This is a genomic window from Psychromonas sp. MB-3u-54 (assembly GCF_002836415.1).
Classification (GTDB): Bacteria; Pseudomonadota; Gammaproteobacteria; order Enterobacterales; family Psychromonadaceae; genus Psychromonas.
The window spans coordinates 1-18,118 of record NZ_PJBP01000115.1 but is presented as its reverse complement, the minus strand read 5'-3'; the positions used below and the strand labels follow the sequence as shown (position 1 = coordinate 18,118).

The 18,118-nt window shown below is 41.4% G+C and carries 16 protein-coding genes; 9 read left to right on the top strand and 7 right to left on the bottom strand.

Annotated features, from left to right (window positions below; genetic code table 11):
• Nucleotides 1-34 precede the first annotated feature (34 nt).
• Nucleotides 35-2,314: a DNA topoisomerase IV subunit A gene (gene parC / locus CXF72_RS06025; RefSeq protein ID WP_101037714.1), complete on the bottom strand. Its 2,280-nt coding sequence runs from the start codon at nt 2,312-2,314 to the stop codon at nt 35-37.
• A 363-nt stretch (nt 2,315-2,677) separates the two neighbouring features.
• Nucleotides 2,678-3,955 carry a glutamate-1-semialdehyde 2,1-aminomutase gene (gene hemL / locus CXF72_RS06020; RefSeq protein WP_101037712.1) on the bottom strand — a complete coding sequence of 426 codons (1,278 nt, stop codon included), beginning with the start codon at nt 3,953-3,955 and terminating at the stop codon, nt 2,678-2,680.
• A 640-nt stretch (nt 3,956-4,595) separates the two neighbouring features.
• Here hemL and clcA point away from each other — a divergent pair.
• The 8 genes from clcA to argA all read left to right on the top strand — a co-directional run bounded on the left by clcA (nt 4,596) and on the right by argA (nt 14,188).
• Nucleotides 4,596-6,008: a H(+)/Cl(-) exchange transporter ClcA gene (clcA, locus tag CXF72_RS06015; protein WP_101037711.1), complete on the top strand. Its 1,413-nt coding sequence runs from the start codon at nt 4,596-4,598 to the stop codon at nt 6,006-6,008.
• 126 nt (nt 6,009-6,134) lie between these two features.
• Complete coding sequence (gene erpA / locus CXF72_RS06010) at nt 6,135-6,491, top strand: iron-sulfur cluster insertion protein ErpA (protein ID WP_198552523.1); 357 nt, start codon at nt 6,135-6,137, stop codon at nt 6,489-6,491.
• A 448-nt stretch (nt 6,492-6,939) separates the two neighbouring features.
• Complete coding sequence (locus CXF72_RS06005) at nt 6,940-8,016, top strand: efflux RND transporter periplasmic adaptor subunit (protein ID WP_101037709.1); 1,077 nt, start codon at nt 6,940-6,942, stop codon at nt 8,014-8,016.
• 59 nt (nt 8,017-8,075) lie between these two features.
• On the top strand, nt 8,076-8,339 hold the full coding sequence (locus CXF72_RS06000) for a hypothetical protein (RefSeq protein WP_232784897.1): 264 nt from the start codon (nt 8,076-8,078) through the stop codon (nt 8,337-8,339).
• 59 nt (nt 8,340-8,398) lie between these two features.
• A complete protein-coding gene (locus tag CXF72_RS05995) occupies nt 8,399-8,662 on the top strand; it encodes a hypothetical protein (protein ID WP_232784896.1) in 264 nt (87 codons plus the stop codon).
• A gap of 2 nt (nt 8,663-8,664) precedes the next feature.
• Nucleotides 8,665-11,790: an efflux RND transporter permease subunit gene (locus CXF72_RS05990; RefSeq protein WP_101037707.1), complete on the top strand. Its 3,126-nt coding sequence runs from the start codon at nt 8,665-8,667 to the stop codon at nt 11,788-11,790.
• Nucleotides 11,791-11,942: 152 nt separating this feature from the next.
• Complete coding sequence (locus CXF72_RS05985; protein ID WP_101037705.1) at nt 11,943-12,569, top strand: trimeric intracellular cation channel family protein; 627 nt, start codon at nt 11,943-11,945, stop codon at nt 12,567-12,569.
• A gap of 284 nt (nt 12,570-12,853) precedes the next feature.
• Nucleotides 12,854-14,188 carry an amino-acid N-acetyltransferase gene (argA, locus tag CXF72_RS05980; protein WP_101037703.1) on the top strand — a complete coding sequence of 445 codons (1,335 nt, stop codon included), beginning with the start codon at nt 12,854-12,856 and terminating at the stop codon, nt 14,186-14,188.
• A 336-nt stretch (nt 14,189-14,524) separates the two neighbouring features.
• Here the strand turns inward: argA and fur are convergent, their stop codons facing one another.
• The 5 genes from fur to CXF72_RS05955 form a co-directional block, all read right to left on the bottom strand.
• On the bottom strand, nt 14,525-14,953 hold the full coding sequence (gene fur, locus CXF72_RS05975; protein WP_101037701.1) for a ferric iron uptake transcriptional regulator: 429 nt from the start codon (nt 14,951-14,953) through the stop codon (nt 14,525-14,527).
• A gap of 31 nt (nt 14,954-14,984) precedes the next feature.
• The gene (gene fldA / locus CXF72_RS05970; protein WP_101037699.1) at nt 14,985-15,512 is read right to left on the bottom strand and encodes a flavodoxin FldA; all 528 of its coding nucleotides are present in this window, start codon (nt 15,510-15,512) and stop codon (nt 14,985-14,987) included.
• A gap of 23 nt (nt 15,513-15,535) precedes the next feature.
• Nucleotides 15,536-15,805, bottom strand: a complete 270-nt coding sequence (gene ybfE / locus CXF72_RS05965; protein ID WP_101037697.1) for a LexA regulated protein — start codon at nt 15,803-15,805, stop codon at nt 15,536-15,538.
• A gap of 95 nt (nt 15,806-15,900) precedes the next feature.
• On the bottom strand, nt 15,901-16,122 hold the full coding sequence (locus CXF72_RS05960) for a DUF2788 domain-containing protein (protein ID WP_198552522.1): 222 nt from the start codon (nt 16,120-16,122) through the stop codon (nt 15,901-15,903).
• A 108-nt stretch (nt 16,123-16,230) separates the two neighbouring features.
• Nucleotides 16,231-17,013, bottom strand: coding sequence for an alpha/beta fold hydrolase (locus CXF72_RS05955; protein WP_101037694.1), 783 nt, complete (start codon nt 17,011-17,013; stop codon nt 16,231-16,233).
• Nucleotides 17,014-17,359: 346 nt separating this feature from the next.
• On the opposite strand from CXF72_RS05955, the gene CXF72_RS05950 reads away from it, so the two are divergent.
• A complete protein-coding gene (locus CXF72_RS05950) occupies nt 17,360-17,983 on the top strand; it encodes a replication initiation regulator SeqA (RefSeq protein ID WP_101037692.1) in 624 nt (207 codons plus the stop codon).
• Nucleotides 17,984-18,118: the final 135 nt, after the last annotated feature.

The window sequence follows — 18,118 nt, the reverse complement described above, 5'->3', positions numbered from 1 at the left end:
CAGCATTATGACGCGGATAATAAATAACATAATATTAAGAGTCTCTTGAATGTGGTTGCGCAGCTTCAATAATTTCTATTTTATCTACACGTTGTAAACCGCGCGGTAGTTTGCTGCCACGTCGGCCTCGTTCGCCTTGATAATGTGCTAAATCACTGGGCTTTAAAGTCAATTTACGTTTTCCTGCATGCAGCGTGACCGAGCTTTCCTGCGGAAGAATTTCCAGCATAGTAACAAACTCTTCACGTTTAGTCGCTTTGGCTGAGATGATGTTGATCATCCTATTGCCTTTTCCTTTGCTGAGGCTTGGTAAACTGTTGACCGGGAAGAGTAATAAGCGTCCTTCATTGCTGATGGTTAAACACCAGTCATCGTCACCACCGGTGATTTTTTTCGGCGGCATTAATTGCGCATTGGAGGTCAGATTAATGAGTGTTTTACCATTTTTGTTGCGGCTATTAATATCGCTAAATTTGGCAATAAATCCATAACCATGATCACTGCTGATGAGATAACGATCCTCATCATCGCCAATCAATGCACACACAAAAGGAACGTTTTCATTTTGATTAAATCGCCCCGTTAGCGGCTCACCCTGTGAACGGGCTGACGGCAGGGAATGAACATCTAACGAATAGGCCCGGCCGCTTGCATCAATAAAAATACAGCTTTGATTACTGCGTCCCTGTGCCTTGGTCAGAAATTCATCACCGGATTTATAATTTAGTGCCTGTGCGTCAACATCAAATCCCTTGGCCGAGCGCACCCAACCTTGAGTTGATAAAACCACAGTCACCATTTCACTGGGCATTAACTCTTTTTCAGTGAGTGCTTTTGCTTCAATACGTTCAATAAGCGGAGAGCGACGATCATCGCCATATTTTAGCGCATCAGCCTGAATTTCTTTTTTAACCAGCGTATTTAAGCGTCGCTCTGAGCTTAATAAAAGCTCTAATTTTTTTTGCTCTTCCGTCAGCGTATCCATCTCAGCACGGATTTGGATCTCTTCTAACTTGGCGAGTTGGCGTAGTTTAATTTCTAAAATAGCATGTGCTTGTATTGCTGAAAGCTCAAAACGGAACATCAATTCGGCTTTTGCATCATCACAAGTTCTAATGATTTCAATGACTTCATCTATGTTCAAATAGGCGGCTAATAAACCTTCTAAAATATGCAGGCGCGCTAAAATTTTGTCTAATCGAAACTGCAAACGGCGACGCACTGTCTTCATTCGGTACACTAACCACTCGTTTAAAATGGTCACTAAACCTTTAACCTGCGGACGCTGGTCTAATCCCAGCATATTGAGGTTAACTTTATGATTAACCTCTAAATCCGTTGAAGCAAACAGGTGGTGCATTAGTCCTTCAATATCAATTCTATTGGAGCGCGGGATAATAACTAACCGGGTCGGGTTTTCATGATCAGACTCATCGCGTAAATCTGCAATCATGGGTAATTTTTTATCCTGCATCTGTTTGGCTATTTCTTTGAGAATTTTGCCGCCGGAGACACGATGAGGAAGGGCCGTAATAACTATTTCGCCATTTTCTACTGTATAGACAGCACGACTTTTGAAACTACCACGGCCGGTTTCGTAAATTTTCTTTATGTCACTGTTAGGGGTGATGATTTCAGCTTCAGTCGGATAATCAGGTCCCTGTACAAAAGCCATTAAATCAATCAGATTTGCCTTAGGATGTTCAATCAAATGACAGCAGGCAGCTGCGACTTCGCGGACGTTATGCGGCGGTATATCGGTTGCCATACCAACGGCAATACCGCTAATACCATTTAATAGTATATGCGGTAGACGTGCCGGTAATAATACCGGCTCTTTCATGGTGCCGTCAAAATTGGGTTTCCAATCCGTGGTCCCCAGCGCTACTTCCGAGAGTAATAATTCTGAAAATGCGGATAAACGGGATTCAGTGTAACGCATCGCGGCAAAGGACTTAGGATCATCCGGTGCGCCCCAGTTGCCTTGTCCGTCTATTAAAGGGTAACGGTAGGAAAAGGGTTGTGCCATTAATACCATGGCCTCATAACAGGCGCTATCACCATGCGGATGGTATTTACCTAATACATCCCCGACGGTACGGGCGGATTTTTTATGTTTGGAAAGTGCCGATAATCCCAGTTCAGACATGGCATATATTATGCGTCTTTGAACGGGTTTTAAGCCATCACTAATGTGCGGTAGTGCTCTGTCCATGATCACATACATGGCATAGTTGAGATAGGCATCCTCGGTAAATTTAGTTAGAGGCAGTTTTTCAACACCTTCTAAGCTTAAATCTAATAGATTACTCATGTGGAACGACCCTGTTTATTGGCGTGCAAAAACGCTTATTGTAACGTAAATGCGTTGTAAGGAAAAAATACAAATGACATATGGTGTTATAAGAGAAAATAAAACCATCGGACTTATCTGTAAGAGATGAAAAGCGCTTTTTTGTGTCATTTTTTGCACAACATAGTGCTCGGGAAAATAGCGCTCTGGAAAATTGTCATTTGCTTGTCTGTCGTGTATTCAGGCCTAAGTAAGTATGCATTTTTTTATTGATAATATTATTTTAAAATAATAGCTTGTATCGACATTAATCATGAGAACTTACTAGTGATGGAGTTTTATATTAAGAGCTTAAACGAATACCCGCTTAAGCTCTTATTCTTTTTAAAGCATTGAGAAGGCTTTTTTGGCAGCCGTTAACGTATCTTCAATATCCTGATCGCTATGGGCTAAAGATAAAAATCCAGCTTCAAAGGCAGAAGGTGCGAGATAAATACCCTGTTCAAGCATCAAGTGAAAGAATTTTTTGAATTTTTCTGGATCACAGGCACAAACTTGGGTGAAATTGCTAACCTGTTCTTCTTCGGTAAAGAAGAAACCAAACATACCACCCACATAATTGATAGCTAACGGCACATTTTCTTCATTGGCAACGCGCTGTAAACCTAAGGCTAATCTTTCTGTTTTTTCGGCAAGCTGTGCATATTCAGGTCTATCAAGTGCGGTCAGCGCCGCTAAACCCGCATGCATCGCAATCGGATTGCCCGACAGTGTGCCTGCTTGATATACCGGACCCATCGGGGCTATATGCTGCATGACTTTTTTACTGCCGCCAAATGCCCCTACCGGCATGCCGCCACCAATCACTTTGCCCAGGGTGGTTAAATCTGGTTTGACATTGTAATAAGCCTGCGCGCCACCCAGTGCTACACGGAAACCTGTCATTACTTCATCTAAAATTAACAAGGCATCATTGGCGTCGCAGATCTCTCGCAATCCCTGTAAAAATCCTTCTTGAGGGGGAATACAGTTCATGTTGCCTGAAACCGGCTCGACTATGATGCAGGCGATTTGACCTTTATACTCAGCAAACAGTTGCTCTACGGAGGCTAAGTCATTATAGGTGGCTGTTAAAGTGTGCTTGGCAAAATCAGCCGGAATACCGGGGGAGCTTGGTTGGCCTAATGAGAGTGCGCCTGATCCCGCTTTTACCAATAATGCATCAGAGTGACCGTGATAATTACCTTCAAACTTTAAAATCTTGTCACGACCCGTGTAGCCGCGCGCTAAACGTATGGCACTCATGGTCGCTTCAGTCCCTGAGCTCACCATGCGCATTAGCTCCATTGACGGCACTAAACTTTTGACCTTTTCCGCCATGGTGATTTCTATTTCGGTCGGAGCACCAAAACTTAAACCATTTTCAGCCGCAGCAATAACCGCCGCTTTAATCTCCGGATGATTATGCCCTAAAATCATCGGGCCCCATGAGCCAACATAATCAATATAGGGTTTTTTATCAACATCATAAATGTAAGCACCCTGGGCTCTTTCAATAAATACAGGGTCACCACCAACGCTATTGAATGCGCGAACCGGAGAGTTAACCCCTCCTGGAATAATTGCTTGTGCCCGATCGAAAAGTTGCTTGGAAATGCTCATAAAAGTCCTATCAAAGATCATTAAATTAGTCCGCTATAATAACAAATCCTCTCTTTAAGTATATATGAGAGTTAATCGCCGCTTTTTATTCGTTGTCTAAAAGGTTGAAATCATCGACTTTAGCTATAATATTAAATAGATATTCCGTTTGGGATGAGAATGGATTATCGATGCTATGGTCGTCATCGGGCTTTTAAGGTTCAGTCTCATTTTTTATTTGTCACTCAATAACTCTATTGGACTAAGGCTTAAAAAAGTTTTGAAAGTCCTCCTGATTTAAAAAGCGATATTGGTCGCGTCATTTTTGTTTTTCATTAAAAGAGCTTGCCGAAGAAATCATTAAAGAACATTTAGCCACTAGAGTGCGCCTAAAGCTTCTCGTCATTTTTTAAAAAGAGTGCTGAAGCAACGGGTCTTTGCGGACTTCAGTCCATAAATCCTAACTAAACTGCTTTAGTCGGGTGTATTGAGTTTACTTGTTGATTAATTTCCTATTTATAACTTTGTTCAGTTGTTTTTTGCGTTGAATCATATTAGTTTGTAGTGATATTTTTATATAATGTTCATCTTGTATTCACGTTTGCGGCTTTTTGAGCGACGAGTTGCACTCTCCTTATCTTGAAATAGTTGTATTTATTTAATGAATAAAAAAACACCAACGTCCTCTGTTAGTATGCCAAAGCGTTTTATTACTCATTTTTTCACCCGTAAAAGTAGTGCCTTACTGATCTGGTTATCGGCCATTATTGGTATTTTAGCGGGGGCCATGTCAGCGCTATTTGACCATGGTATTATCTGGGTCAGCGAACTACGTTTGCAGTTAATTGCCTCTTTTGGTGACTCAGATATTCCTCTGTGGATCGTTGCTATCCCGATTTCCTCGTTTATGGCAGGTCTTGCATTTTACCTTACTCATCGATTTGCACCGGAAGCGGGTGGCAGTGGTATTCCTGAAATAGAAGGTGCGATGGAAGGAATGCGACCGGTGCGTTGGAAAAGAGTTATTCCGGTGAAGTTTTTTGGCGGTCTATTGGCGCTCGGCAGTGGTATGGCTCTGGGTAGAGAGGGGCCTTCCGTGCAAATGGGCGGCAATATCGGGCGCATGATTTCTGACATTTTCAAAGTAGATCAGGCCGATGCTCAGGCGCTTTTGGCAGCCGGGGCAGCGGGGGGATTAGCCGCTGCATTTAATGCGCCGCTCGCGGGTATTATGTTTGTTATCGAAGAGATGCGTTCACAATTTAATTACAGTTTAACCTCTACAAAAAGTGTTTTTATGAGCGCGGTGATGGCCACGATAGTGATGCGTTTTATGTTGGGTCAAGATGCGGTGATCAGCGTAACGCACTATTCACATCCCGATTTACTGTCATTATGGTTATATTTATTATTAGGTTTTTGTTTTGGTGTGATTGGGCTTTTCTTTAATAAGCTGTTGCTTGCAGCGCAAGATATGTATCTCTTTATACACCAAAATAAACGTTGGCGTTTTGTCTCAGTTGGTTTGTTTTTGGGGGGCGTTTTTGGCGCTTTATCGGTATTAGAGCCGCAGTTAGCTTATAGCGGTCTGGAGTTAATCCCCGAGATCGCCGGCGGGCATTATCTTTCCAGTGCTCTGATGATTATTTTTTTATTTCGTATCCTCACAACCTTAGCCAGTTTCGGCTCAGGTGCGCCCGGCGGTGTTTTTGCACCCACCTTAGCGTTAGGCACCTTATTTGGTATGTTATTTGGACTCGCATGCCATTCTTTATTTCCCGAACTTGTGACTGAACCGGGCCGATTTGCTATTGCCGGTATGGGCGGGTTATTTGCCGCATCGGTCCGTGCGCCGATCACGGGCATACTGTTAGTGATTGAGATGACCAGTAATTATGAGATGATTTTACCCTTAATAGTGACCTGTTTAGGTGCCACTATGGTTGCCCAAACGCTTGGCGGACGTCCAATTTATACGCAATTATTAGAACGGACAATGCGCATTTCAATGCGCCAAAAACGTCAGGAGCAAGTGCGTAAAGCAATGGAACATCTCAAGCGTAATCAAAGATAATTTTTAATCCTCTTTTCGAATCTTTCGCAGAGAGATAATTTAACTTTATTTGATGGAGTTAATACTTGAACTAATTAGTCAGGTACTAGATAATGTTAGTCTGCTTACATATTTTTAGAGGTTATGATGACATCCGAAGTCGAAGTCGAAATGGCAATGCCAATCTATTTTAGCGATAATGCTGCAAAAAAAGTCAAAGCACTGATTGCGGAAGAAGAAAATCCAGATATGAAATTGCGAGTTTATGTTACTGGTGGTGGTTGTTCTGGTTTTTCTTATGGTTTTACTTTTGCTGAAACTGCGAATGAGGATGATACCAAGATTGAAAATTCTGGTGTAACTCTGTTGGTGGATCCAATGAGTTTACAATATTTAGTCGGCGGCATAGTTGATTATACCAACGGGTTAGAAGGCTCTCGATTTTTTGTAAATAACCCAAATGCAACGGCGACTTGTGGTTGTGGATCTTCTTTTTCAATGTAACCTCCATAACTATACCCATTCTACATCTGACTGTTGAGGTAGATTGGGTACAAGCCAGTCAACAAAAAGATAACTACTTCTTTAACTGCTTCCATCCCAACAATCGCATTTCTAACAACAATATCACTCCATTGACCCCTTTCTCGATTATTAACTCGCGCAGTGTTTTTTTATCAACTAAATTATAAGTTGTTGTTGATACCAAATGCATTAAAAATATGATTAGTCTTGCTGGTTAAAATAAACGCTATCTGCGTTATGAGTTTTATTCAGAACGTCCTGTTCTTCACCACTTCGTGGTCAGCTAAAGCTGTTCAAAATCGTTCCAGACGATTTTGTGAAAGGAGAATAACTACTTCCTGCAACTCATGCCTTGCTAGTGTTAATTTTCCCGGCGCAATACAATATCACCTCTTTAATGCACTTGGTATATAATTGAGGCTCTCTTATGTTTGCTCGCATTGTCCATTTTTTTTCATTGCGCCCTTATTGGCTAGCGTTACTTATCAGCGGTTTATTATTTTTATGGATGTTTTCCGGCAGCGGAGAAAACAGCTTCCCGACAGCGATAAAAAAACCACCAGAAAATCTCCCCCAAGTGCAAATAACCCATTTTATCCCTCAACAAATGACTAAATCATTAACTTTATATGCCCGCAGTGAGGCTGAAAGTCACGTTATAGTGAGGGCAGAGGTTGCAGGAAAAATCCGTAAAACCTATGTTGAAAAGGGCAACTATGTAAAAAGTAAAAATAATCTGGCGGAGATAGATAAAAATGAATTACCTTTCAGGATTGAACAGGCCGAGGCTCTGTTGTATGAAAGGCAGTTAAATTATAACGCCGTCAAATCGTTAAATGCCAAAGGATTACAAGCCGACATTCGTTTAGCGGAAGCAAAAAGTTTATTATTAGCGGTCAAATCCGACCTTGCTTTATTAGGCTTAAGCTTAAATAAAACCCATGTTATTGCGCCTTTTACGGGTGTTCTTCAGGATAAATTTGTTGAGCAAGGGGATTATGTCAAAGTAGGTGATCCCCTTTTTAGTCTCGACAATATCGATCCTATCGTTTTCCGGGGGGATACCACTGAACATTATGTTAACCAATTAAAGTTAAACCAGGAAGTTCAAGCAACACTATTATCGGCTGAGATATTGACCGGTAAATTAACTTATATTGCATCGATAGCTGATCCGCAGAGCAGTACTTTTCGTGTTGAGGCACAATTTTCGAACCCGAGCAGGAAAATATTTTCCGGCATGAGTGCAGAACTCTTGATCCCGCTTTATTCCGTAGCCGCGATTTATCTCTCACCTTCCGCTTTAGCCTTAGATAACGAAGGGAATTTAGGCGTTAAATTGGTGCACAATGGAGAGGTTATTTTTAAAAAAATCAATCTGGTTGAGGCCGATAATAATGGCGTGTGGTTAGCGGGTTTTGCAGGTGAAGTCGATATCATCACCCTAGGGCAAGGTTTTGTGAAATCGGGTGATCGCGTGCAGGCGACGATGGCGGAGAAATAATCATGATAGGATTATTGAGGGAACATTATTCGAACCCAAACAGGAAAATATTTTCCGGCATGAGTGCAGAACTCTTGATCCCGCTTTATTCCGTAGCCGCGATTTATCTCTCACCTTCCGCTTTAGCCTTAGATAACGAAGGGAATTTAGGCGTTAAATTGGTGCACAATGGAGAGGTTATTTTTAAAAAAATCAATCTGGTTGAGGCCGATAATAATGGCGTGTGGTTAGCGGGTTTTGCAGGTGAAGTCGATATCATCACCCTAGGGCAAGGTTTTGTGAAATCGGGTGATCGCGTGCAGGCGACGATGGCGGAGAAATAATCATGATAGGATTATTGAGGGAACATTATTCGAACCCAAACAGGAAAATATTTTCCGGCATGAGTGCAGAACTCTTGATCCCGCTTTATTCCGTAGCCGCGATTTATCTCTCACCTTCCGCTTTAGCCTTAGATAACGAAGGGAATTTAGGCGTTAAATTGGTGCACAATGGAGAGGTTATTTTTAAAAAAATCAATCTGGTTGAGGCCGATAATAATGGCGTGTGGTTAGCGGGTTTTGCAGGTGAAGTCGATATCATCACCCTAGGGCAAGGTTTTGTGAAATCGGGTGATCGCGTGCAGGCGAGGATGGCGGAGAAATAATTATGATCGGGGTTATTGAGGGAACATTATCACGAAAACGTGTGGTCTTAATGCTGTTAGCTTTTTTATTGACCGCGGGTCTTTCTGCTTATATTAATATCCCGAAAGAGGCTGAGCCCGATGTGCCCATTCCAATTATATATGTCTCAGTGAACCATGAAGGTATTTCACCGGAAGATGCTGAACGTTTACTGTTACGTCCCCTAGAGCAGGAATTGCGCGGTATTGAGGGGGTTAAGGAGATGAAATCAACGGCCAGTAGCGACTATGCCTCTATTGTTCTGGAGTTTTATGTCGGCATTGATATCAAAGATGCGCTGACCAATGTACGTGAGCAGGTCAATCAGGCAAAGGGTAAATTGCCTTTGGCCTCGGATGAGCCGATTGTAAAACAAGTGACCTTAGCAACGGAAAATCCCGCGCTCACTATTTTATTATCCGGCAGTGCGCCGGAGCGGGCGATGGTTATTCTGGCACGTACTCTACGCGATAATATCGAAGGATTTGCAGAAGTTTTAGAGGTTAAGATAGGGGGGGATCGTGAAGAAATGGTGGAGATTTTAGTGGATCCGCTGTTAATGGCAAGTTACCGGCTTAATATGAACGATATCTATACCTTGGTTTCCCGTAATAACCGTCTTGTTGCCGCCGGAATTATGGATACCGGTAAGGGCCGTTTTCCAATTAAAGTCCCCTCTGTTTTTTCAACCATGAAAGACGTTATGGAAATGCCGATTAAGGTTAGCGATGACCGAGTATTAACCTTTGCCGACGTTGCCCAAATTCGACGCACCTTTAAAGATTCAGCCGGCTTTGTCAGAGTGAATGGTTTACCGACTATTTCCCTGGAAGTCGTTAAACGTCCGGGCGAAAATATCATTGCGACCGTCGATAAAGTTAAAGCCTTTCTTGTTGAGAATGAAGTCTTATTGCCGAATAATATCCACATAAGTTATGCCGGCGATCGCGCTAAAGATGTGAAAAACATGCTTAATGACCTGCAAAACAATGTCCTTAGCGCGGTATTATTAGTGGTCATTGTGATTGTTGCTATTCTTGGCGTCAGAAGTGCGGCGTTGGTAGGTATCGCTATTCCCGGTTCCTTTTTAACCGGTATTCTGGTGCTTTGGATGTCCGGTATTACGGTTAATATAGTGGTGTTATTTGCACTGATTATGTCCGTTGGTATGTTAGTCGATGGTGCAATAGTCGTCACTGAATTTGCCGATCGGGAGATGACAGCCGGGATGCCGCGTCATAACGCTTACCTTAACGCTGCCAAACGCATGGCATGGCCAATTATTGCATCAACAGCCACCACGCTGGCAGCTTTCGCCCCGTTATTATTCTGGCCCGGTATTACCGGTGAATTTATGAAATACCTGCCGCTGACGTTAATTGCAACCCTCACAGCTTCTCTTGCGATGGCGCTAATCTTTGTGCCTGTTCTGGGCAGTGTTTTTGGAAAACCGCGCTTATTATCGACAAAAGAAAAAAATAATGCACTATTGGCAGAAAACGGCAACTTATTAAAGTTAACCGGTTTTACCGGTTTTTATGTAAAAACACTCAATAAAGCCATTAAACGTCCCTGGGCAGTTTTATTTTTGACCAGTGTTTTGGCCATTTCCGGCGTCGTTTTGTTCGCAAAATCAAATTTAGGCGTAGAGTTTTTTCCCGAGGTTGAGCCATCGGGTATTAATATTAAAGTGCGTTCCTATGGCGATTTTTCAATTTATGAGCAAGATAAGATTATGTCCGTCATCGAGCAAAAAATATTACCACTGAGTGATGAAATTGATACGCTTTATCTTAAAACGGGTGATACAAAGGGGGAATTTATTGGCAGTATGCGTCTTAATTTAGTTGATTGGCAGGACAGACGCAGTGCAACGGACATTATTGCCGATCTGCTTGATCGTACTAAGAATCTACCGGGGGTTGAGATTGAGATAAAAAAAGATCAGTCAGGCCCGCCCACAGGCAAGGCTTTACAAATTGAAATAGGCTCAAGGTACCCTGAACTGTTACAGGAAAATGCCGATAAAATTCGCCATGCGCTGCTTGAAAAGCCGTATTTTGTCAATATTGAAGATGATGGTGAAAAACCCGGTATTGAATGGCAATTTATCATTAATCGCGCCAACGCTGCGCGTTACGGGGCTGATACTGCGCTGCTTGGAAGTGGCGTGCAGTTCTTAACCAATGGGTTAATGCTCGGGAGCTACCGGCCCGACGATGTTGATGACGAATTAGATATTCGTGTTCGTTATCCGGAGCATGAAAGGACCTTAAGTAAACTTTCGGCGCTGCGTTTGCAGACCAGTGCCGGGCAGGTGCCGGTCAGTCATTTTGTGGCGCTTATCCCATCCGCAAAACAATCCTCAATAAAAAAAGTGGATAGCCGCATTGTCATGACGGTCAGTGCCGATCTGGCCGAAGGTTATAACTTAAGTCTTACATTACCGGAACTTGAAAAAGAGTTACCGAGTTTAGCGCTGGATCCTCGCATTAGCTTGAAAGTGCGAGGAGAAAATGAAGATCAGCAGGAAGCCGCCGCATTTTTAAAAACTGCTTTTATGGTTGCGCTGGCCGTGATGGCATTGATTTTAGTACTGCAGTTTAACTCTTTTTATCAAGCATTTTTAATTTTGAGTGCCGTTGTTTTTTCAACTACAGGGGTTTTTTTCGGGCTGTTTGTAAGCCAAAGTGCTTTTGGCATAGTAATGTCGGGCATTGGTGTTATTGCCCTGGCGGGGATAGTGGTTAATAATAATATTGTTTTAATTGATACTTATAATGTTTTAAAAAACACTGAGACAAGCACCAAAAATGCAATATTAAGAACCGGGGCACAGCGTATCAGACCGGTGTTACTGACCACAGTCACCACTATTTTCGGTTTGATGCCCATGGTTTTAAAAGTTAATCTTGATTTTTTTACACGCAGTATTGAGTTTGGGGCACCTTCTACTCAATGGTGGGCGCAACTGGCGACTGCGATTGCGGGAGGGTTGACCTTTGCAACCCTACTGACGCTTGTTTTGACACCTTGTTTATTAATGATTGGTGCTAATTCAGCAGAATTCCTGCTTGCCCTTAAGCGCCGGACAATCAAAAAACAGTAGTTCTTTCTGCTGCTTATTTATCTTGAAGTAATATGGGTATATACCAGTCCAAATAAATCAAAATAAAACCAACTCCCTGAGCACCTAAAGCTGTTTGGGTATATAATGTGCCATTTTTTACAAAATGGATAATAAAAAATGGATAGTCAAAGATGTTAGAACAATTTATCTATATTGCAGATATGATTGGTGTTATCTCCTGTGCGATTTCAGGTGTGCTGGTGGCAACCCGGTTACGGATGGATCCCGTTGGTATTATTGTGCTTGCAGCCGTGACCGGGATAGGTGGCGGCACACTTCGAGATATGATGATGGGAGCAACGCCCGTTTTTTGGATTGTTGATAATAATTATACTTATGTGATCACAATAACGGCTATTTTAACTGTTTTCTGGTTAAAACATATTCATCGAGCCCCTCCTTATCTGTTACTTATATTGGATGCGTTTGGCCTGGCAATTTTCACTATTGTGGGTGCTCAAAAAGCATTAGCATTAGGTTTTAGCGGACCTGTCGCTATTGCTATGGGGTGTATAACCGGGGTCGTGGGCGGTATGATTCGGGATATGTTAAGCGGTCAAATACCTTTTGTGTTACAAAAAGAGATCTATGCAACGGCCTCTGTTCTGGGTGGCGTATTATTTGTGTCATGCAGCTATCTTGGATTTACACCTATTTTAGCGATGAGCATCGCAATCAGCGGGACCTTATCATTACGCTTGAGTGCTATCTATTGGCACCTTTCCCTGCCCGTCTTTACGGCAGACAAAGAAGCCTAATAAGTCAGGTTTTAGTCATAATCGAAGAATCATCCATTCGTTAAGCTGGGGTATCTTATTTTATGGCTGCCATAAAATAAGATACCCGTTTAGAGCAATTCCACTTATTAGATAATCTGTTCATACACAGGAAAAACGCTAAATAAAAAAACGTTTGCCGGGTGCCAGGCGTCTCGCGGGGAGTCCGTAGTGTCTAACTAATAGATAAAAGTCATTAAATATTAATGCATTTTTGCGGACTGATTGATAATATATTCCGCATAGGCGTTTAAATAGGTGTTGTAATGGAAGTCGTACAAGATTCAAAACAGTTGGTGCACTGGTTCCGTAATTCGGCTCCTTATATTAATGCTCATCGGGGCAAAACCTTTGTGCTGATGCTTGGGGGGGAAGCCTTAGAAACAGATAATTTTCAGCATATTATTAATGATATTGCATTGTTAAACAGTTTGGGAGTGCAGCTTGTGTTAGTGCATGGTGTGCGTCCACAAATTCAAAAACAACTGGAATTACAAGGGCATACCAGTCAGTTTTCTAATGATCTACGTATTACCGACGACAAAAGCCTGACCCTTATCAAGCAGGCCGTTGGTACGGTGCAGATTGAATTACAATCACGACTGTCAATGGGATTGGTTAACTCTCCAATGCAGGGGGCTGCGATACGAACGGTGATTAGTAATGTGGTGACTGCACAGCCAATAGGAATCAAAGATGGTATCGACTTCTGCCATGCGGGTAAGGTTAGAAAAATTGATGTTGTGGGAATAAGAACACAACTTGCAGCAGGCGCTATTCCCGTTATTTCACCTATTGGTTATTCCGTAACAGGTGAGGTTTTTAATCTACTGGCTGAAGAAGTGGCAACACAAGTAGCGGTCGGGTTACAAGCTGATAAATTGATTGGTTTTTGCTCTAATACCGGCGTGCTGGATGAGCAGGGTCAGGTCATTACTGAATTATTACCTGACCAAGCGCAACAACACGTTGATTTAATGGAGCAAGAGTCTGAACATGCCTCGGGTACATTACGTTTCTTACGTGCGGCGCTAGTGGCATGTCAAGCCGGTGTGGCACGTAGCCATTTGATAAGTTATTACCAGGATGGCGCTTTATTAAAAGAACTGTTTACGCGAGACGGAGTGGGCTCTCAGATAGTAAAAGAAAGTTATGAGAAAATAAGAACAGCCACTATTGACGATATTGGTGGTTTATTGGAACTGATAGAGCCGTTGGAGCAACAGGGCATTTTGGTCAAACGTTCGCGTGAACTATTAGAGAACGAAATTGGATATTTTGAAATTGTAGAGCGGGACGGCATGGTGATTGGCTGTGCTGCACTCTATCCCTTTGCCGATGAAAAAATGGGTGAGTTGGCCTGTTTAGTCAGTCATCCTGAATACCGAAGAAGTGCAAGGGCGGATAATCTGGTTGCGCATGTCGAGCGACAAGCAAGGAAACTGGGTTTGGAGTCTATTTTCGTTTTGACAACACAAAGTATTCATTGGTTTCGGGAACGGGGGTTTGAATTTGCAGATCTGAGCCAGTTACCTGCCGCTAAAAAAGAGCTCTATAACCTTAAACGTAACTCTCGAATCTTAATACGTAACATACGCTAGTGCCTTAGGACTTAAATTCGAACATTCATTTTGATGAGCGAGTGTGCGTGGTGCATTTTTTGTGACAAAGGTACTACCACAGAGGGCACAGAGGCGCTACGCAGAGTAAAGGCTAAAACAGATGCTGGTTATTATTTTGTATTTTTCGGTGTCGTCTGTTGATCAAGAAGAATCGAAACAACGCTTCGCAGTCTGATCAAGTGTGTGTGGTGCATTTTCTGTAACAAACTTAAGCCCGAAGACACTAGCTTATTATTTATAAAAAAGCCCCGTTTAGAATAGACTAAACAGGGCTTTTAATATAATAGCTGAGGCTTTGAAGATGATAACTATTCGCTATTTTTTATGCTTACATTTACCATCAATTGCTTCACCAAACAGATAAAGACTGTGATGAGTTAATTTAATACCGTATTTTTCTGCAATTAAATTTTGCTGCGTTTCTATTAGATCGTCATTAAATTCAATCACTTCTCCACAGGTTAAACAGACAAGGTGATCATGATGCTCTTGATTGGCAAGTTCAAAGACCGATTTTCCACCCTCAAAATGATGGCGAGTCACTATTCCTGCATCGTCAAATTGATTTAATACACGATAAACCGTCGCCACACCAACTTCATCACCTTGTTCGAGTAGTTTTTTATAGAGATCTTCCGCACTAATATGTTGATTGTCAGGTCGTTGTAACAAACTCAAAATTTTCACTCGTGGTGATGTTATCTTTAGTCCGGCTTCTTTTAATGCATCATTTTCTATTGACATGCTGGATTCCTGGGGTTTGAGCTACGAATAATTAATCTGCAAGTTCAGCAAGACACATTTCATCATAAACCTGTTTTGACCATTCTTTTACGCGAGCAGCGGTTAATTCAGGCTGACGATCTTCATCGATGCCGAGGCCGATTATATGGTCATCATCAATTTGCGCTTTGGATGCTTCATAATAATAACCTTTACTAGGCCAGTGGCCAACGATAAGAGCGCCTTTACTTTCTACTATGTCACCGAGTTGACCCATCGCATCAAGAAAGTATTCCGCATAATCTTCCTGATCACCACAACCAAAAATAGCCACTAACTTGTCGTTAAAATCAATTTCTTCTAATTCCGGAAAAAAATCGTCCCAGTCACACTGCGCTTCACCGTAGTACCAAGTTGGTATACCAAACAGGATCAGGCTATATTCAGCAATTTCTTCCTTGGTGCTTTTTGCTATGTCTTTTACTTCAACTAATTTTTTACCTAACTCTTTTTGGATCATTTTAGCAACAGCTTCAGTGTTGCCCGTATCACTACCAAAAAAAATACCCACGCTAGCCATAGTCGATTACCTTTATTTATAAATTAAATTAATTGCTCGTGAAGTAACTGCTTAATTAACTCTCCACGGGTAATTTCTTGCTCTTTTGATAGCTTATTCAGTCTTTCAAATAATTCACTATCCACTTTTAACTCAATACGTTTTAAACCTTTCTGCTTGTCCCGTAGTACCTGCTTCTTCTTATTCATCTTAAGCTGAACTCGACGGCAATGCGGATTGCTCTTCGGCCTTCCTGGGCGCACTTCATCAGCAAAAAGATCGTGTGTTATGCGATCAAATGATTCTTTTGCCATTATTTTACCTAAAACTGCTATTTTCTGCTAATAGAATCAACTCATGGATAGATAATAAACCATTAGTTCAGTGTATTAGTATGTTTGTTTTATGGCTAGCCAAAACCTCTGCTAGTCCAAACAATTTCGATAATTGCTTTGGCGATAAAACCGATGCAACCAAAAAAAAGCACAGCCCAAACTATTTGGCGACCAAATTTAGGCACATTACCGCGCTTTAATACATCTTGAATGGAAAGCCCGATTAATAAAAAAAGGAGGAGGTAAAATCCATAAAGACCAATTGTCTCAATCTGTTCAGTATATTCCTGTAACACATTACTTTCCATTCAAAAAAGAGGGGGGAATATAACATATACATTGGGCTATTGGGAGTAAGATTTTAGGCACTTTATCTCCCGATTAAAAACCAATGCTTTGTTCTTTCATTTGAAAAATTCTTTCACTAAACGATTAAAGGTCTTAGGTTTCTCTGCATGTAACCAATGACCTGTATTTTTAATCATTTTGGCTTTAGCGTTGGGGAAGTAGTGTAAAATATCAGCCTGGTATTCAGGCAGGATATAATCAGAATCGGCTCCTTTGATAAAAAGCGCTTCTTTGTTAAAAATATTATCAAATTCCGGCCAGGCTCTAATAGTCGCATAGTTGGCGTTAAGAGCCGGTAAATTAAACTGCAGGGAAAAATGTTCTCCCTTTTTTCTTAATGACTTAAGTAAAAACTGACGAGTTTCTGGTGTTGTAATATAGGCACTTAAGGTTAATTCCGCTGTTTTTCTGCTTTTTATTGGTTGATTGGCAAGTACATTTAAGCCAATGAGGACATCATTATGTTTATCCGGGTAGACTATCGGGGCAATATCCGCGACGATGATTTTATTAACACGCTGCGGATTTAATAAAGCGCAGGCCATGGCTACTTTTCCACCCATCGAATGGCCCACAATAGAAAAGCGTTCAATATTAAGATGATCTGCTAATGCAAAGATATCATTAGCCATTTCGATATAAGTCATCGAGTTATCATGCGGGCTGTTACCATGGTTTCTCAAATCAACAGAAATAGTGTGATGTATCTCTTGTAATTCACTCGCCAAACCCGAGAGGTTTGATAAACTGCCAAATAACCCGTGTATGATGAAAATATTTTCAGAGGGTTGTTTTGACTCAGTTAAAGTCGATTTTTTCTGTTGGTAATTAAGTATCATCGGATTCTGTCTTAAGGCGAAATATACGGGCAAACATTATTACACATGAAAAATAAGAATGTTTGCAGATTATATGGAAATGATCTAAATATTGCATTATCAACTGTGCGAAGACTTCAAATGTGTCAACACTTGGCTTTTTGAGTAGAAAGGAAATAGATCAATAAATAATGTTTTTTTTAGTTTAATATTAACGGGTTATTTTTAGAAAAGCGTATTTCTAAGGTAAATCTTGTCCTTATTATTTTTTTGAGTCGTTTTTTTAATTTTCAGATTGAAATAGAATAGAATAGAATAGAGTAAAGCAAAATAACTAGTGAAGTGGTGAATATCGCATGGTGGAAGAATGAAAAATATAGAGATAGAAGATGACCTTTATAAATATATTTTGGCTAATATAGAAGCCTTTGGAGAAACACCCTCGCAGATTCTGCGCAGATTGTTATCTTTACCGAATGCATCGGCAGGCAATGCACCCCCTATTACCTCATCCGTAACGCCAAGCGCTCCCGGTCAAGAAGCCGTTAATGATGAGCCCTCTGTTTTTGAGGCGATCACGCCTAAGGTGCCTGATCGTGCGAATATTTCATTGCCGGAGCCCCTTGCTCACGGTGTTAATGCTTTATTTGATAGCGAGGTATTTAAAACAGAAGCCGTTGTGACCAATAAATTTATGATGTTACTGGCGACTATGTATTATGAAAATACCAATGCATTTGAAGACGCTGCGGATAAAACCAAGGGACGTACTCGGGATTATCTGGGGCAGAATTTAAATGCTTTATTGGCAGCGGATAGCGAGGAAGAGCAGAATTTATTTAAAGCCAGTAAACCCCGTAACATTCCCCATACGCCATTTTGGGTAATAACGAATGCAAATACGGGAAGAAAACGTATTATTATCACCCAAATGATGTCCTCAATGGGCTATCCCCATTATCTGATTGAACGCATAAAAGAGGAAATTTAGCAGGGGTTAATGTTGTTTTTAGCGAGGCAGTTCAGCCAACCGTTGAAAATGCCTTTGCGAGTGCTTTGAATATATTTACGAATTTGTAACCACATTGTGATTTAAACCAATTCTGTATTGACGAACTAGGGTGAA

What these genes read in the sequence shown, in the direction of transcription:
- parC (WP_101037714.1), bottom strand. Translation starts at nt 2,314, where the DNA reads ATGAGTAATCTATTAGATTTAAGCTTAGAAGGTGTTGAAAAACTGCCT.
- hemL (WP_101037712.1), bottom strand. Translation starts at nt 3,955, where the DNA reads ATGAGCATTTCCAAGCAACTTTTCGATCGGGCACAAGCAATTATTCCA.
- clcA (WP_101037711.1), top strand. Translation starts at nt 4,596, where the DNA reads ATGAATAAAAAAACACCAACGTCCTCTGTTAGTATGCCAAAGCGTTTT.
- erpA (WP_198552523.1), top strand. Translation starts at nt 6,135, where the DNA reads ATGACATCCGAAGTCGAAGTCGAAATGGCAATGCCAATCTATTTTAGC.
- CXF72_RS06005 (WP_101037709.1), top strand. Translation starts at nt 6,940, where the DNA reads ATGTTTGCTCGCATTGTCCATTTTTTTTCATTGCGCCCTTATTGGCTA.
- CXF72_RS06000 (WP_232784897.1), top strand. Translation starts at nt 8,076, where the DNA reads ATGAGTGCAGAACTCTTGATCCCGCTTTATTCCGTAGCCGCGATTTAT.
- CXF72_RS05995 (WP_232784896.1), top strand. Translation starts at nt 8,399, where the DNA reads ATGAGTGCAGAACTCTTGATCCCGCTTTATTCCGTAGCCGCGATTTAT.
- CXF72_RS05990 (WP_101037707.1), top strand. Translation starts at nt 8,665, where the DNA reads ATGATCGGGGTTATTGAGGGAACATTATCACGAAAACGTGTGGTCTTA.
- CXF72_RS05985 (WP_101037705.1), top strand. Translation starts at nt 11,943, where the DNA reads ATGTTAGAACAATTTATCTATATTGCAGATATGATTGGTGTTATCTCC.
- argA (WP_101037703.1), top strand. Translation starts at nt 12,854, where the DNA reads ATGGAAGTCGTACAAGATTCAAAACAGTTGGTGCACTGGTTCCGTAAT.
- fur (WP_101037701.1), bottom strand. Translation starts at nt 14,953, where the DNA reads ATGTCAATAGAAAATGATGCATTAAAAGAAGCCGGACTAAAGATAACA.
- fldA (WP_101037699.1), bottom strand. Translation starts at nt 15,512, where the DNA reads ATGGCTAGCGTGGGTATTTTTTTTGGTAGTGATACGGGCAACACTGAA.
- ybfE (WP_101037697.1), bottom strand. Translation starts at nt 15,805, where the DNA reads ATGGCAAAAGAATCATTTGATCGCATAACACACGATCTTTTTGCTGAT.
- CXF72_RS05955 (WP_101037694.1), bottom strand. Translation starts at nt 17,013, where the DNA reads ATGATACTTAATTACCAACAGAAAAAATCGACTTTAACTGAGTCAAAA.
- CXF72_RS05950 (WP_101037692.1), top strand. Translation starts at nt 17,360, where the DNA reads ATGAAAAATATAGAGATAGAAGATGACCTTTATAAATATATTTTGGCT.